At 60.6% G+C, this 14,910-nt stretch carries 15 protein-coding genes and 2 pseudogenes; 7 read left to right on the top strand and 10 right to left on the bottom strand.

What is annotated here, in order from left to right:
- The first annotated feature begins 672 nt into the window (after positions 1 to 672).
- From X760_RS73160 to X760_RS73145, 4 genes are all read left to right on the top strand, one after another.
- Positions 673 to 1,791: an ABC-three component system protein gene (locus tag X760_RS73160; RefSeq protein WP_031195524.1), complete on the top strand. Its 1,119-nt coding sequence runs from the start codon at positions 673 to 675 to the stop codon at positions 1,789 to 1,791.
- Positions 1,776 to 2,297 carry an ABC-three component system middle component 2 gene (locus tag X760_RS73155; RefSeq protein WP_031195523.1) on the top strand — a complete coding sequence of 174 codons (522 nt, stop codon included), beginning with the start codon at positions 1,776 to 1,778 and terminating at the stop codon, positions 2,295 to 2,297. The genes X760_RS73160 and X760_RS73155 overlap by 16 nt, the downstream gene beginning before the upstream one ends.
- On the top strand, positions 2,298 to 4,142 hold the full coding sequence (locus tag X760_RS73150; RefSeq protein ID WP_023723172.1) for a hypothetical protein: 1,845 nt from the start codon (positions 2,298 to 2,300) through the stop codon (positions 4,140 to 4,142).
- 224 nt (positions 4,143 to 4,366) lie between these two features.
- Entirely contained in the window at positions 4,367 to 4,876 is a 510-nt protein-coding gene (locus X760_RS73145) for a nucleoside kinase (RefSeq protein WP_023723171.1), read from the top strand.
- Positions 4,877 to 5,384: 508 nt separating this feature from the next.
- On the opposite strand, the gene X760_RS73135 is transcribed toward X760_RS73145, so the two are convergent.
- Together X760_RS73135 and X760_RS73130 are read right to left on the bottom strand one after the other, a co-directional pair.
- A complete protein-coding gene (locus X760_RS73135; protein WP_023723169.1) occupies positions 5,385 to 7,502 on the bottom strand; it encodes a relaxase/mobilization nuclease domain-containing protein in 2,118 nt (705 codons plus the stop codon).
- Positions 7,499 to 7,906 carry a hypothetical protein gene (locus X760_RS73130; protein WP_023723168.1) on the bottom strand — a complete coding sequence of 136 codons (408 nt, stop codon included), beginning with the start codon at positions 7,904 to 7,906 and terminating at the stop codon, positions 7,499 to 7,501. Before X760_RS73130 ends, X760_RS73135 begins: the two co-directional genes overlap by 4 nt.
- A gap of 579 nt (positions 7,907 to 8,485) precedes the next feature.
- Here X760_RS73130 and X760_RS73125 point away from each other — a divergent pair.
- Entirely contained in the window at positions 8,486 to 9,244 is a 759-nt protein-coding gene (locus tag X760_RS73125; protein WP_023723167.1) for a ParA family protein, read from the top strand.
- Between the two features lie 348 nt (positions 9,245 to 9,592).
- Positions 9,593 to 10,000, top strand: coding sequence for a hypothetical protein (locus X760_RS73115; RefSeq protein ID WP_023723165.1), 408 nt, complete (start codon positions 9,593 to 9,595; stop codon positions 9,998 to 10,000).
- Between the two features lie 224 nt (positions 10,001 to 10,224).
- On the opposite strand, the gene X760_RS73110 is transcribed toward X760_RS73115, so the two are convergent.
- From X760_RS73110 to X760_RS73100, 3 genes are all read right to left on the bottom strand, one after another.
- On the bottom strand, positions 10,225 to 10,566 hold the full coding sequence (locus tag X760_RS73110; RefSeq protein ID WP_023723164.1) for a hypothetical protein: 342 nt from the start codon (positions 10,564 to 10,566) through the stop codon (positions 10,225 to 10,227).
- A 57-nt stretch (positions 10,567 to 10,623) separates the two neighbouring features.
- Positions 10,624 to 10,947: a DUF736 family protein gene (locus tag X760_RS73105; protein WP_006339490.1), complete on the bottom strand. Its 324-nt coding sequence runs from the start codon at positions 10,945 to 10,947 to the stop codon at positions 10,624 to 10,626.
- A gap of 706 nt (positions 10,948 to 11,653) precedes the next feature.
- Positions 11,654 to 12,187: a hypothetical protein gene (locus tag X760_RS73100; protein WP_031195520.1), complete on the bottom strand. Its 534-nt coding sequence runs from the start codon at positions 12,185 to 12,187 to the stop codon at positions 11,654 to 11,656.
- Positions 12,188 to 12,576: 389 nt separating this feature from the next.
- Here X760_RS73100 and X760_RS79310 point away from each other — a divergent pair, with 389 nt between their 5' ends.
- Entirely contained in the window at positions 12,577 to 12,741 is a 165-nt protein-coding gene (locus X760_RS79310; RefSeq protein WP_023723162.1) for a hypothetical protein, read from the top strand.
- Between the two features lie 31 nt (positions 12,742 to 12,772).
- Here X760_RS79310 and X760_RS79305 read toward each other — a convergent pair whose 3' ends face one another.
- From X760_RS79305 to X760_RS73080, 5 genes and pseudogenes are all read right to left on the bottom strand, one after another.
- Entirely contained in the window at positions 12,773 to 12,907 is a 135-nt protein-coding gene (locus X760_RS79305; protein WP_023723161.1) for a hypothetical protein, read from the bottom strand.
- The gene (locus X760_RS73090; RefSeq protein ID WP_023723160.1) at positions 12,908 to 13,186 is read right to left on the bottom strand and encodes a DUF1778 domain-containing protein; all 279 of its coding nucleotides are present in this window, start codon (positions 13,184 to 13,186) and stop codon (positions 12,908 to 12,910) included.
- Between the two features lie 157 nt (positions 13,187 to 13,343).
- Positions 13,344 to 13,763: a hypothetical protein gene (locus X760_RS73085; protein ID WP_023723159.1), complete on the bottom strand. Its 420-nt coding sequence runs from the start codon at positions 13,761 to 13,763 to the stop codon at positions 13,344 to 13,346.
- Positions 13,753 to 13,980, bottom strand: a pseudogene (locus X760_RS77620) (type II toxin-antitoxin system prevent-host-death family antitoxin); the annotation flags it as partial. The pseudogene X760_RS77620 and the gene X760_RS73085, both read right to left, overlap by 11 nt.
- A 95-nt stretch (positions 13,981 to 14,075) precedes the next feature.
- Positions 14,076 to 14,910 (bottom strand): annotated as a pseudogene (locus tag X760_RS73080) (DUF2493 domain-containing protein); the annotation flags it as partial.

The following is a 14,910-nucleotide window of genomic DNA, read 5'->3' as shown; positions in this document are numbered from 1 at the left end:
TGGAAGGCGGGCGCGTATTTCGAGAAAAATACCCCTCGCTCTGACGGACGATCCAAGCGTTGCAGCCGGGGTTAAAGGCCACTCTCCAATCAGCTTCGCTGTTGCATTGATTTTTCGGCGCGTGAACATGCCCCTTTATATATAGGTCACCGATTGTCGGCAGCGATGAGCCGATCGCAAAGCCAACATGAGTTCTAATCCGCCAGCGGTCTGAACCGCGATGCCCTAAAGGCGCAACCACGATTGTTAGCGGGGGCGCTTGCAACCCCGGCTAGCAGGAAGCGGCAGAGTTCATCTCACAGTGCATTTCCGCCTGGCGGCTTTGGGCCGGAAGCGGAATAGCAGGTCCGGATAAGTTTCGCGAAAAGCTGCCGTTCTGCGGCATGCCTCTCGTCGGCTGTTCGAGCTTCGCTATGAGGTGCCTGTAAGCGGACGCCTACGCCGCGTACGCAGACTTCTGGGATCGCTGGAGCCGCCCGCGGCAGCGTGGATGCCTTGAAGCTCTTAGGATGTGCTGAGGTCGAAAAGGAATTGGGTCAACATCTCGCTCGGTTGCGGGCTTGGCCCTTCTTCCTTTACGAAATTCTTCGTTGGAACCGTACAACCCTAAGTCATTCGAACTCTTCTTCCCCTAATCATTCATACGCGCTAGAAATCGGCTGCGGGGGAGACGTGCACGACAGCAATACAACCAACTTTGAGCCGTTAAGCGCGCCAAGACCTTGGCCGAATGCCAATGCGCGGCTTCTTGGGTTGGGCGTCGGCTTGCCGGTGCAGCCCTTAGACCGCCTCGCGCAGTTCAGCCCGTTGGATTTCGAGCGATTCACGCTGGAGTGGGCATCCGACTACATCGCGAACAAACTTACCGGCGTGTACGAGGTGCAGCAGCGCGGGGGATCGGGCGACAAAGGCCGCGACGTGGTTGTCTGGTTCGACGCGCCATCCGTTAAGCCGCGACGGTGGAGACTTTACCAATGTAAGCACTATGGTGCGCGCCTCGGAGAAGGTGTGGCCGCTCCGGAAATCGGAAAGGTGCTCCACTACACCTTGAAGGGGGATTATTCCGCTCCAGAGGAATATTGGTTCGTCACACATGCCGGCGTGACCTCCGACTTCCAAGATCTTCTCGATAATCCGGACGCGCTGCGCGCCTACATTCTCGCCGAGTGGGATCAGCGATGCGCGACCAAAATTATCAAGGGAACAGTGCCGCTGGACGGTACAATGAAGGCCCATATTGGGTCGTTCGATTTTTCGATCTTTCGCGCGAAGCAGCCATTGGAGCTAATCAAAGAGCATCAGAAAACCCGATATCACCTGACCGTGTTTGGTGCGCCACTCATCGATAGGCCGCCGCCGCCAATGCCTCCTTCAGCCGTCGCTGCTGGCGAAGCGGAATATGTGCAACAGCTTTTCCTGGCGATCGGCGAGGCAGTGGGAAAAGCAATCACCGATAGATCGGAATTTGCGCATCTTCCGGTTCATGCCAAGTTATTTGACCGCTCCAGAGTCACATTTTATTGCGCCGAGAACCTCAAAGAGTTGGCGCGTGACCAGATGGCGGACGTTGCATTTTTTGAGACCCTGCTAAATGAGTTTTCGGACGGGCTCTATCACGACTACAGCGCCCTTGGACTGACGGGATTACAACGTCTCTCGGTAACGGTTAAGGCTGCTCAGCAGCTACAGCTTGGAGGACATGTGCTCGCGCCTCATGTGCTCGCCAATGATCGAGAGGGAATGTGTCACCAACTGGCAAATGAAGATCGCGTTTCATGGTACCAGCCGTGAAACCAAGTGCTGAAGGCTCATCGCCGAGCCGTCCTTTCAACTCGCCACTGGAATGTGGGTTCCGGATGCTGTTCATCTTGGAGGCAAGCGGCGGGAAGTCAGCTGATTTGCAGCGGCTCATCTCCTACGATTACCTCCTGGTGCATTCCGGAGATGTCGCGGACGGCCCAGATAGCCTACACCCCTCTGTACCCTATAGGGGTTCGGAATTGCTCGTTAAGCGCGAAGTGTTGAGCGCGGGACTGAACCAGATGTTTGCACGGGAGCTCATAACGAAGACATTCGACACGTCAGGTATTCTCTATCGCGCGACTGAGCTAACGTCAGCTTTCGTCGCGCTGCTGAAAACCCGCTATGCGGGCGACCTGCGGCTCCGATCGAGATGGGTGATCGAAAGGTTCGGCGGCATGCTGGACGCCGAATTGAATTCCTATATGTCTTCGAATGTCGGACGCTGGGGCGCTGAATTTGAGCGCCTATCCGCGATAAAGGACCTAGAGCTGTAGATGCTGCAGGTTTTGTCCATCAGACTTACGGGGAAAGGAGTCGCCGACGCGGTTGTCGAATTTCGCGACAAGGCAAACATCCTCGCAGGCGATTCTGATACGGGCAAAAGTTACCTCGTACACCTGCTCGATTTCGTTTTTGGAGCCGATAAGCTCAGCAAACGTATCGACGAGGCCGAACCATACTCGCAACTCTTCGTCGAATTCGGAAACGCGGAAGGCGAATCTATTACCTTGGAACGCCACCTTTCTGGCGGCAACCTCATGCTTCACTCCGGCAAGTTTTCCAATTGGGAAGAAGGCAAGGGTGAGAACATTGCACCGAAGCGCTCGGGAACAAGCAAGGCCAAGGATGTAACTGAGGTCCTCTTCAAATTCGCCGGGATCGCTGAGGCGCAGCTCCGTCGCGACGATCTCGGAAATACAAACCGACTGACAATAAGAACCTTGCTGCCTCTGTTTCTCGTCGATGAGGTCTCTATGATCGACGAGCGATCGCCAGTGCTGGGACGCGGCGGATACGATATCACTCCCCGAAAGCGCGCTTTTGTCTACCTCCTAACAGGCAAAGATGATGTAGGGATCATCGCGAGCGAGAAGAAGGAAATTGTAAACGCGAAGCTGACGGGTCAGCTATCGCTCATATCAGATTTGCTGAAGCCCATCGAGCAACGGATTCAAAGTAGGCCATCTCATGCAGCCGATGAGGGTATCGAGAAGGTTGATGACGCCATATCGTCATTGTCCAAGTCGCTTTCCGATCATTCATCCGAGAGAAAAGAGCTCGAGGAGCAGCGTCGTACAGTCTTCGCTTCTGCTCAGCGAGCGGAATCGCAGATAGTCGCCATCGATGAACTGTTAAAACAGTACCGACTCTTGGATGAGCGCTATAGGACCGATCTTGAGCGCTTAGATTTCATTGCCGAAGGCGCTCATTTTTTCGATGGTCTACAAGCGGTCCGCTGCCCGCTGTGTGACCAACTCATGTCACCGGATCATGTCCACAAAGCATCCGAGCAAAGCAACGCTGTCTACTCCGCCGCACGCGCCGAAGCCGCAAAAATTCTCGCTCACCGTCAGGATTTGGGTGAGACGATCGAAACTGTCGTGCATCTCCGCGAAACGAGGGTTGGAGAGCAGACGGATTCCCAGAGCGAGACGAGAAGAATCGACACGAGGATCGGGACCATCTTGGCACCTGCCCTCCAGGATGGCAGCTCGCGGTTGGACCGCTTGGTAGCTCGCCGCGTACAGCTGGAGGCTATGCAAAACGACGATATTCAAGCCGCTAACCTGCGACAGTTGAGAGAACGGATCGAAACTGTCTCGAGCGGTAAAGCAGGCGCTGCTACGCAGAAGTGGGAAGCTCTCCCGTCCGCTGCCTTGCTGAAATTTTGCAAAGAGGTGGAAGCAGTTCTCAAGGAGTGGAATTGGGAGGGAGAGGGTCGGGTCGAATTCGATGAGGCCGTATTCGATATCAAGGTTGATGGCCAAGCGCGCCAGTCACATGGCAAAGGCGTTCGCGCAATCCTATACGCCGCATTCGTGATCGCGCTGCTACGCTACTGCCGGGAGAATAACCGCCCGCATCTAGGTACCGTGATCATCGATTCCCCTCTGACGAGTTATAAGAAACAGGGAAAAGCGGTCAGTGACGATGAGCGCGTAAACGCTGGAATCGAAGCTGCATTCTGGGAGTCTCTGCGCACCGTAAAGAAGGGCATCCAGATCATTGTAATTGAGAACAAGGAGCCCCCGCCCGATGTTGCGCTTGCGCTCCATTACGAGCGGTTTGCCGGAAAAGAAGCGGAGCCCGGAGAGCGAGTGGGCTTCATGCCGCAATAACTGGTCCGCGGAGGCGCGGATGTCGACAGCGGGTTGGAGAGGATGTCCGCTTTTGGACAATGCGAAACCTCACGTCAATGACCGAGATTGGGCGCGTATCCACCAGACATTCGCCGCTAATTCGAAAAGTACCAAAAGCTACCTTGATCAGGTCAGTTCGTTGGCGGAGCGTTCCCAGGCAGAGTGTCTTCTCACCAGATTGATGGCCATGATAGACGGCGTCTATGGGAATCAAGAACTATCTGATCGAAGGCGGTTCCGGCACTGGAAAAACGTCTGTCGCTACAGAACTGGAGCGGCGGGGCTACCATGTCGTCCATGGTGACCGGGTCTTGGCCTATGTCGGCGACCCCGAGACAGGCCAGGCACTCGCAGGACCGCCCAAAGGCGCGGACCGCATCGTTTGGGGATACGCGCACTGGATCTGGCCTGTCGACAAGGTCCGGGCTATTGCTGCTGACACTACCCATCCTGCGACCTTCTTCTGTGGCGGCACGCGCAATTTCCACAAATTCTTGGACCTATTCGACAAGGTTTTCGTGCTCGACATCGACGTTGAGACGTTGAACCGACGATTAGATGGGCGGCCGAATGAGCCGGGCTTCGAGCCGGCCGAGCGAACACTGGTACTCCGCTACCATCATACCCGGAAATATCTTCCCGTTGGCATCAATATCGACACGGGGGGTACCGTCCCAAGTGTCGTCGACGATATCCTCGCTCAACTCACCTGAAGCCCTGACAGTATTGTGAGTGGGATGGGAAGCACTCGATTATTGCGGGAAAAACGCTAGCCGCCTGAACGGCTAACTTGCGGCATTGTCGCTTTCGTAGCCGACCGGCGGCTTTCAGAACGACAAACCGGGTGTCTTAACGACCGACACCGGGCGCATTGCTGCCATCCCTGATCATTGCCTGACGAATGCGTCGCAGACCTCCGCGGGAGGACGCTAGGTCGGCCCTTGCTCAACGCTCGTAGTCGTTCTCGTTTGAGCGCTGTGTCTTGCGGTCCTGCTCCTCTGCCTGATTAGCCTTCCGCTTGTTGNGCGCTCGTAGTCGTTCTCGTTTGAGCGCTGTGTCTTGCGGTCCTGCTCCTCTGCCTGATTAGCCTTCCGCTTGTTGGCGTCCTTCTGCTTGGCTCTCACCTTCTCCTGCTCGGCGCCTGCGCGCGGCTCCTCAGGCTGGCGGGGATCGTCCCGAGTTGGAAGGTCTCGCCCTCGCGCCTCACGCTCGGGGATCGGCTCACCACNCCTCAGGCTGGCGGGGATCGTCCCGAGTTGGAAGGTCTCGCCCTCGCGCCTCACGCTCGGGGATCGGCTCACCACCGCCACCACCACGACGCTGCTGCTGCCGCTCGAATTGCAGCCGCGCGAGACGGTCGAGCATCTTGTCGTTGACCTCTTCACGATACTGTTCGAATTGTCCTTGATGTGCCGGCGGCAGCGTCTCGCGCATGTTGTCGAGAGCCTGATTGACGCGGGCCATCTGACGCCGCATTTCCAAGGGGGTTTGCGCCATGTCCAAATCTCCTATCAGTGCATTCAATTCTCTCATACCAGGATGGGACAGAAAAGACTTTTGCCCCGATTGATCAGCTCCGCGACCCGCGGCAGGACCTGGCTGCCCCTCCCCTGTCCGGTCGCGACGGAACTGCAGAAAATTGTTGCCGATCGACTCCGCTGCCGTGAGAGCCTGACCGACTACGCCCGCGGCCCGCATCGTCGTCACAGTCTTTTGCCATGCGGCAGCGATAGCATCGCCGTTCACGACAAGGGATTGCCCATCCAAACGGCGTTGCCGCTTGGCCTCCACCCGCTCGATCGTCCTGGCGCTGACCTGGTAGCGCGGATCGCTCTGGGCGCGGCTGTAGGCTCCGGCATGCTCCTTCGTGAACGGACGCGTCATCGCATGGTCCATGCGCCGCGTCGCCACCATCGCAATGCCGTTCTCGCGTGCCTTTTCAGCAAAGGCCTCGCGCCAGGCCACCAGATCTGGCTTGTTGAATTTGAGGCGCTCGCCGTCGGCAGAGCGTGCCTGCACCATCGCATGGATATGGACGTGCTTGGTGTCCTTGTGATGCGCCAGGACGAACTTGTATCCTGGCGCTCGCTCCTCGAGCACGGCGCGCGCCGCAGCCATGACGGCGTTGGCATCGGTGCCGGCTCTTGCCGAGAAAAGCAGGTGATAGGCATTGCGCCGCTCACGCCCCGAAAACTGCGGGCGCCATTGTTCATAGATCGAAGCCGCCGCCTTGGTGGAGCTTTTCACAGCAGGCACAGGCTCGCCATTTGCGTGGCGGATGTGGCTGTGGGTGCGGATGAACTTCTGCAGGAAATATTTCGCTTTGGGTTCACGGCTCACGGCCGCCGTTACCTCTGCCTTGGCGACCACCCCCGCCTCGCCCATGGCTTCAGACAGGCGCGCTTCGATCTTGTCGAGCGCCTTGCTGCGCGAATTTTTTTCCCGACCGCCGGCGAGCACCTTGGCAAGCGGTCCGGCCCGCTCATCGGTATGCGCGTAAACCTCCACCGTCTGTCCATCCTGCGCATAGATGAACGGTTTTGCCCCGAAGGCCTTGCTCAGCGCCTCGCTCAAGGCGGCATCGGTGACCTCGCTAGCGAGATCGAAGCGAACCTCGATAAAATTGGTGTTTTCCAAGGGCGGTTCGAACGTCTCGCAAAACGATTCCAGGAACGCCTTTCTTGCGGCACCTGTCGCAAGCACCTGCCCGTCCTCGTCGAAAATCTCGATGTCGTGTTTCTCGCCTTTTTCGTCCTCGCGCTTCCCGATGTAATTGAGCAGCCGGGCGGCAGCTTCCTTGGTCGATGGCGGATTGGGCATGACCTTGAACACGGCAGGCTGCGCGCCCGCCGCATAGCCTGCCCGTGCCGCCACGGCCCGCGCCTGATAGCCCGTCCGCGCCGCTCGTGCCGTACCGCTCGGACGAACAGCACCACGACCACCGCCGCCGCGCCGCTTCCAGTCTTCCTCCTCCTCTTCCGGCCGGAAACCGGCGAGCGTGACGCCATAGATCATGATCGGCGCGCTAGCGGCCTTGGGCGAACTCGCAGCAGCAGTGGACTTCGGTGCCCTGCTGGACATGGAGCTCCCCGCCGCCCCCAATCCTCCCGGCGACGAACAATGGGCGCTCCTGCCGCCACCTGCCGTCGAGCCGCCTCCTTGCCCGAGGCGTCCGCCGCCACCGGTCCGCTCATAACTCTTCATCACCTGGAATTCACCGGCCGCGCGTCGGATGCCCGTCACGGACTTGTCGTCGTCGAGCTCCTCACGCTTCACGCCGGACTCGCCCCGCAGATAGCGTTCGATTTCGGCCGCGTAGCCAGCAAGACGACCGCTCATGGCCTGGCGTCCCTTGCCTTGCGAGACTGGACCGTCATCGTTTTCAGTTCATCGCGAAACTGCCGCACGAGGTCGCCCACGGCGATCAGCGCCTGCTCAAGGTCCTCAACATGGGCAACACGGCCGTCGTTCATCGTGCGCACGGCCTGATTGAAATTGATCCCGACGCGCCGCAGCTGATCGGTCATGTCCACGATCGCCGGCCGCAACGCCTCTGACGCGACAGGCAGATGCCCGACCTCTGCCCGCACGAGACGCCGGACGACCTCGCTGACGGTAACGCCGTCCCGCTCCGCAACGGCTTTGAGGCTGGCCAGCTCGTCAGCCGAAAACCGGATGTGCGTCACCTCGCCGTAGCGTCGTGACGCGCTCTTGACCGCTGCTTTCTGGGCGTCTGCATCCATCTCTCAAGCCCGCTTGCGGGCGCTAAGGCCCGCCAGGGCAGCGCCGCCTATTTTGTGTGTATCACAAAATAGGCTATCCTGCCAATCGTAGGAGGGAAGCGAATGACAAAGACNTTGCGGGCGCTAAGGCCCGCCAGGGCAGCGCCGCCTATTTTGTGTGTATCACAAAATAGGCTATCCTGCCAATCGTAGGAGGGAAGCGAATGACAAAGACGCGCCCGTCTTCTCACCGCGCACAGTTGCCAACGCCACAGCCCGCCGCGCCGTCGCAAATGTCTCCATTGCGATTTGCTTGATAACTCCATGAGGCGTTGCGTTGAAGACTTGTTTCCATGTTAACATGGAAACAAGTCGGCGCGATCCGACTCCGGTCAGCCTGCCAGACCCCTTCCTCACTGATAGCAGCTGCGCAATGTCTGCACCCCGAGCGGGCCTTACGGCGCTCGCCTGGGTTGCCAAACCGGTTCGCCCCGTTGACTATGTCACCGTGTTTCGACCGTGATATTATTCCATGTGTCCATGATGACTTGTTTCCATGTTAACATGGAAACAAGGAGCTACGCCGGAAGGAGGCCCCCCATGATCATCTCCGCTGCGATCCCCAAGGGCGGCACCGGCAAATCGACGATGCTGCGCACCCTCGCATCCGTCGCGCTGCATCGGGGCTATTCGGTCACTCTTATCGACGGCGACCGGCGGCAGAACATGAACCGCTGGTTCCAGATGCTGGGTGAGGCTGGCAATCGTCCTGACAGGCTGCAACTGGTGAGCGCGATGACCCCGCAGGAAATCCTTGACGCCGCAGCCATTCACAACGGTGAGCGCTCCGTCGTCTTGATCGATACGGAAGGCACCACAAACGACAACCTCATGGCCGGGCTTTTCGCGGCCGATATTGTCGTCGTGCCGGTCTACTTTGCCCTCGACGACGTGACCGCCGCCATCCAGATCACCGACCACTACATTCCGTTGGCGGTCGAGAGCCGGGGTAGACCGCTGCCTGCGATATTCGTGCTGACCAAGCAGACCATCATCGATGCCAGGGCGCGAGCCCTGGCCGAACTGCGCGCCATCATCCAGGCCAACGGCACGCCGATTGCAGAACACGTCCTGCACAATCGTGTTGCCTACCGCGACTTACAGACCGGGCAGACCCTTTACAGCCCCGCGGTGCCCGATGCGAAGGCGGTTGCCGAGAGCGAAGGGGTCTTTGACGACCTTCTGCAAACCTTCATCGAAGCCACAAGGAACGNGCGAAGGCGGTTGCCGAGAGCGAAGGGGTCTTTGACGACCTTCTGCAAACCTTCATCGAAGCCACAAGGAACGCGGCATGAGTGAAGAAACCGCACCGAAACCCGATGACGACAAGAAAGCCCGCATGATGAAGGCGATCTCCACGCAACCGCCCGTGCTGCCGAGCATGTTCATTTCATCACCGAAAATCGAGGGGCAGAAGCTGGAGCCGAATGCCGGATCGGCCATGCCGCAGACGCCCGAGCCGGCAGCGGGTGCAACGCCTGACTTTCGCAAGCTGCTGCGGCAGGGTCAGAAAAAGGATCCCGTCGCCGGAAAGAAGATTCGCGAGGAGGAGATGATCCGCTGCGGTTACTACCTGACGGCTGCGGAGCAGCGNGGGGTCTTTGACGACCTTCTGCAAACCTTCATCGAAGCCACAAGGAACGCGGCATGAGTGAAGAAACCGCGCCGAAACCCGGTGACGACAAGAAAGCCCGCATGATGAAGGCCATCTCCACGCAGCCGCCAGCGCTGCCGAGCCTGTTCATCCCACCAAAGGTCGAGACGTCAGGGACCAGGCAGCAAGCTACGCCACAGATGCAGGAACCGACAAAGCCGTCCCCGGCAGCCGGGCCCGATTTTCGCAAGCTGCTGCGGCAGGGTCAGAAAAAGGACCCCATCGCCGGAAAGAAGATTCGCGAGGAGGAGATGATCCGCTGCGGTTACTACCTGACGGCTGCGGAGCAGCGCCAGTTCAAGTTACTGGCGATCAGCAACGGGCACAGCATGACCGAACTGCTGCGAAAGGCTGTGCAGGATTATATCCGCGTTCATAAGCACAAACTGCCGAAGGAATAATCAGCGGTCGGGAGTCNCTGGCGATCAGCAACGGGCACAGCATGACCGAACTGCTGCGAAAGGCTGTGCAGGATTATATCCGCGTTCATAAGCACAAACTGCCAAAGGAATAATCGGCGGTTTGGAGTCGCTGTCGCATGCTGTGACGGGTGATGTTCCTGGCTCTTTGCGACGCGCAAAAAAAGGGCCCGCGACGGAGTATCCCGTCGCGGGCCCTGAGATGCCTACTTGGGTTGGTTGAGGTGTTTCAGCAGTTGCCCGAGGATGCCTTCCCGCTTCGGACGCCCGCTTGCCGCCGCTTTGTCGTCGACCAGCTTTGCGACCAATTTGGGCGACAGAGGCATGAAGTCGTAGCCGTGTGAGATGGCTGCATGGCGAAGATCCTCAAGTGCTTCGAACGCGTGATCGCGGGTGCCGAGCCAGAGCACGGGCTCGTCGGTTTCTTCGTGCGGGAACGCTTGCAGGAAGTAGGTGCGAAGCGGTGGATCGTAGCCGATGACGGCGTCTGGATCCGCGCGGCCCTGTCCGGTGACGGTGCCAGTGACCGTGATCGTGTAGCGGCTCATTGCAACCTCCTTTTGCCAGTGGGGAGCCGACCCCTTGCGGGGCCGGCCACCGATGCCTCACTGGGGGTTGTTCCAGAGGATGACCTTCTTGTTTTCCTCGCCGCCCGGGGCGGGTGCGAGGTTGCCGAAGATCACGCCGATCTCGGGTGCTTCCAGCTTGACCGAGAGGTACTCCTCGCCCGAACGTTGGGAGATGCGGTGCCAGCCGGCTCCGATCTCGAAGCCCGTGCGCTTGTTGACGATCCGGTAGTCGGGCGCGTCCTCGCGCGACTTGTTGGTGTTCGGGATCAGGGTGATCGGGGCGTTGACCCGGAGCGTGGCAAAGACGCCTTCCATCGAGCCGTCGGACTTGGTGGTGAGGTTTGCGATCGTGGTGGCCATGGTAGTTCTCCTTCGGTTGCATCGGGACCATTCCCGATGGCGCCAAAGGAGAGGGCCGTCCTGCTGCGGTCATCTCGGCGAAAATTCTGGAAAATTCTATTTGCCGAAAAACAGCGGGCAGGCCCTTCGCCTGTCCGCAGACAAAAACAGAAATCGAATTTTCCTGAATTTTCCCCGAGTGTACCCCCAACGGGGGTTGACCGCACAAAGCAGGCGGTCGTCTACAAAGGCGACATGAAACGGGAATGGCCCCGGATGGGACCGAAGGAAAAGAACTCAGGCCGCCATCGCTAGACCGCCGACGCAACGCTGCCGGATCGCAGGAACATGCAGCAGCCTCTCGGGTCATGTCGTCGGCATCGCCAACACATCGAACAGCAGCCCGGCGCGTGACCGCCTGGCGTGTTCGGTATGGCGGCACAGCGGTTTCGAGATCGGAGCCGACTGGCAGCGAAGTTCACGCCCCTCGGGGACGAGCCTCGCAGCCAGGTTGGATGACCCGGCACGCCAGGATGTTCGGCACGCTTGCCCCGCCTCAGAGGCGAGAAGCGTCAAGATGATCATCCTGCACAACGCCCCGCGGCTCTGCGCGGGCCGGTTTCGAAAGGGGTCGGCTCCGGCCGTTATAAAAGTGGAGTAGGCGGCGCGGGGCCGGATCAAGCCTATCGGATCGGACCGCCGGGCTGTCGGCGGGACCGCGCGTACATCATCCCGGCAACGCCAGACGCTCGTCCGGCATCATGCGGGCTTCGGCCTGGCGGCGAATGTCCATACCGGCATGGCGGAGTATGGCGCACCAGTCTTGCACATTGTACGTCGTCGCCACGCTGCCCCTTGCCAGATCGTAAATGACGCACGGCTTGTTCGCGATGGCGAGCCGAAGCACGTTGACGGCCGTGCCAGGTGATCCGCCATCCCAGACCATCATGCCAAAGTCGGCGCGCCGCGCCATCTCCCGGTCTTTGGCGGCGTGGAACCAGTATCCTTCGGCGCCCTCAGGAGAAGGAACATGGTAGGCGGCCCAGTCGCCCAGATTGTTGCGGGGTTCCTTGCCGGTATGGAAGACCCCGACATGCTCGTAGCCGTAGCCCGCGAGCAGGCCCTGCGCCTCGGCATCGGCTCCAGACTCGTCGCCAATCAGCACGCCGTGCTCGGCAGCGACGATTGCGCCGATCCGAGCGATGGCAGGTTCCGGCAGCTCGAATATCTCGCGCGATCCACCTATGAATATCATCGCCATCGTGACTTTCCTTTCTCTCCAGCGCCCCCGCCTCGCTCTGGCCGCCCTTTCCCTCCGGCCCTTCGCGAGGGATCGTCACCCGAAGGCCGAGACGGCAAAGCTGGCTCGGGAAGCGNGGCTCGGGGAGCGGCGGGAGGCCGCGACGAGAGCCCGGCCGGCCGTAGGCCGGCGCGCCGGCCCCTGCCGCTGCCGGAGGCGCTACGCGCGTGGAGCTAGTGGCCTTTGTCGGCCAGCCAGAGGCTCACGTCCTGGATCGAGCGCATGAGCACCGACGGATTGTCCCGCGCGGGAATGAAGCCGGAGTTCTACCAGTAGCGCTCGGCCTCGGCGTCGATAGCCCGCACCTCCACCGCGCGGCCTCCCACGATGTCGGCCCCGGCGACGCAGCGATGCAGCGCGTCCTTGACCGGGCCGCTGCCGACGCCTTGCCCGGCATGGCGGTGGTCGACGGCGAGTTGTCCGATCAGCAGACAGGGGGTCGGATCGGGCCGCCGGCCGGTGCGGAGGCGCGCGGTGCGCTGTTTGGCTGGATCACGCCTGGCGCGAGGCCGTAATAGCCGACGACTGTGCCCTCGTCGTGAACGATCAGGACGCGGGTAAACCGCGGGCCTGGTTCGTTCGCGCGAAGCCAGCCAGCCAGGCGTTGAGTGCCGGCTTGCCGCAATCGAAGCTGTCGAGGCGGTGCGTGTCATCGAGGAGTTCGATGCCTGAAAGCGCCACCTAACGGTCCCAGGGCGGGGACCGGCGCAGCCGCTCGGCCGCCTTCGGCGGAGGCGCAGCGGCGGGGGCTGAGATCGCCTGCATGAAAGCGTCATAGGCTTCCGGGGACACGATGGCGGTTGTGTTGACGATGGCCGCCTGCGCCTCGTGCAGTGCTGCGCGCCGCATGAACTCGGTGCGCGACAGGCCGAGCAGCTCCGCGCCGCGGTCGATGATCGTGAGATCGTCGTCGCGAAACCGCATCGAGACGGATATCTTCCTATTCGCGGCGGCGGCCATGGTGCGTTCCTGTGCTGGATGGACATACGTCCGTGCAATGCAGCATGACACCGGATTTGCGTGACGCAACATTCCTGTTCCTGCGACCGGCGTACAGGCATGCGGAAACGGCGGACTGATCCGATCCGAGGTATGCTCCCTGCCGCGAAAGAGAACGTCAATCCAGACGGCTGACGCGGCGGCCCTCGCTGCGCGCTTCGATAAAGGCGCCTGCGATCTTCATCATGAATGCCTTGCTGAAACGACCGAGGGGCTTACCGTCGGATTCGATGTACCAGGAGCGTTCGGCAATATCGTAGTTGTATTCGTCAACCACAATCCAGCAGCGTTTGAGATCGGTCAGACCGGCGCGGCGGCACTCGATAGCGGAGACTTCCAAACCGACCCGATCGCTGGTCGGTGGATGGGTGGTTATCGCCAGGAGCGCGAGATGGGTCAGGCCATCTCTTGCGCCGCGGACAGCGATGACTACGCAGGTCGGCCGGCTCTTGCGGCCTTCCGTTTCGCCGCGCTCGTGTTGCCATGCCCAAAGATACGGGTAGGAGATCACCTGACCAGGCAGAAATCTACCGCTCATCATCGTATCTTTCCCCGCGCGCTAGTCGGTCGATCTCGGCGGCGAAGAGTTCCGTGTGTTCCTCTGGCATCTCGGAGACACGGTATGCGCGGCGGGGATCGCCGCCGATGCGCATTCGTTCGTAGTGCTCGTAACTCATCAGCACGAACCGGGGTTTCCGGTGCTTGGTAAGAATAACGGGTTCGCGGCTGGCAACGTCGGTGACGTCGCCAACCTGCTTGTTGAGATCCCCCGTCGTGAACTGGCGCATGGCTGGACTCCTTATCGATCTCCATATTATCTGGATTTTCTTGATTTGCAAGAAAACGGCGCTCACGCGCCGCCCTCCGCGAACCGCCACACGGGGATGCCGAGCCGACGCGCCTTGTCGGCAAGGTTGTCGGTAATGCCGGAGCCGGGAAAGACGATCAGGCCGTAGGGCACCACGGAGAGAAGCTGGTCGTTGCGGCGGAACGGAGCCGCCTTGGCGTGTCGGGTCCAGTCCGGCTTGAAGGCGATCTGGGTGACCTTGCGGTTCTCGGCCCAGCAGGCGGCGATGCGTTCGGCGCCNGTGCCGGGTCCAGTCCGGCTTGAAGGCGATCTGGGTGACCTTGCGGTTCTCGGCCCAGCAGGCGGCGATGCGTTCGGCGCCGCGCGGGCTGCCGCCGTGGAGCAGGACCATGTCGGGATGCTTCTCGCGGGCCTTGTCGAGCGCCTCCCAGATCCGGTCGTGATCGTTGCAGTCGAGGCCGCCGGCGAAGGCGATCTTGGTGCCGGCTGGAACGAGCACCTCGGTTTCGGCATGGCGGCGGGCGGCGAGGAAGTCTCTGGAGTCGATCACCGCTGCGGTCATCGCCTGGTGGCTGACCTTGGAGCCGGTGCGCGGCCGCCATGCCGATCCGGTCTGCGCCTCGTAGAGGTCGGCGGCCTCATCGCGCATGATTTCGAGCACGTTGCGGCGCTCGATATAGGTGATGCCTTCCGCAGTGAGCCGTTCCAGCTCCACCGATTTCACCTCGGAGCCGTCCTGCTCACTCTGGCTCGAACGCTGCGCGTCCTCGTTGCGGTCAAGGCTGCGGGCGACGCGCTCGGCGGCGCGGTGGAAGACGTTTGCGAAGGACCAGAGCAGGTCGTCGAGATCGGGTTCGAGCCTGGTGTCGCCAAGCAT

The organism is Mesorhizobium sp. LSHC420B00 (genome assembly GCF_000503055.1).
Taxonomy (GTDB): domain Bacteria; phylum Pseudomonadota; class Alphaproteobacteria; order Rhizobiales; family Rhizobiaceae; genus Mesorhizobium.
This window is presented reverse-complemented; position numbering and strand designations above follow the sequence as displayed.

Coding starts and splice junctions, on each gene's coding strand:
- X760_RS73155 (WP_031195523.1), top strand. CDS start 1,776: ATGGTACCAGCCGTGAAACCAAGTGCTGAAGGCTCATCGCCGAGCCGT.
- X760_RS73150 (WP_023723172.1), top strand. CDS start 2,298: ATGCTGCAGGTTTTGTCCATCAGACTTACGGGGAAAGGAGTCGCCGAC.
- X760_RS73145 (WP_023723171.1), top strand. CDS start 4,367: ATGGGAATCAAGAACTATCTGATCGAAGGCGGTTCCGGCACTGGAAAA.
- X760_RS73130 (WP_023723168.1), bottom strand. CDS start 7,906: ATGGATGCAGACGCCCAGAAAGCAGCGGTCAAGAGCGCGTCACGACGC.
- X760_RS73115 (WP_023723165.1), top strand. CDS start 9,593: ATGAGTGAAGAAACCGCGCCGAAACCCGGTGACGACAAGAAAGCCCGC.
- X760_RS73110 (WP_023723164.1), bottom strand. CDS start 10,566: ATGAGCCGCTACACGATCACGGTCACTGGCACCGTCACCGGACAGGGC.
- X760_RS73105 (WP_006339490.1), bottom strand. CDS start 10,947: ATGGCCACCACGATCGCAAACCTCACCACCAAGTCCGACGGCTCGATG.
- X760_RS73100 (WP_031195520.1), bottom strand. CDS start 12,187: ATGGCGATGATATTCATAGGTGGATCGCGCGAGATATTCGAGCTGCCG.
- X760_RS79310 (WP_023723162.1), top strand. CDS start 12,577: ATGCAGCGCGTCCTTGACCGGGCCGCTGCCGACGCCTTGCCCGGCATG.
- X760_RS73090 (WP_023723160.1), bottom strand. CDS start 13,186: ATGGCCGCCGCCGCGAATAGGAAGATATCCGTCTCGATGCGGTTTCGC.
- X760_RS73085 (WP_023723159.1), bottom strand. CDS start 13,763: ATGAGCGGTAGATTTCTGCCTGGTCAGGTGATCTCCTACCCGTATCTT.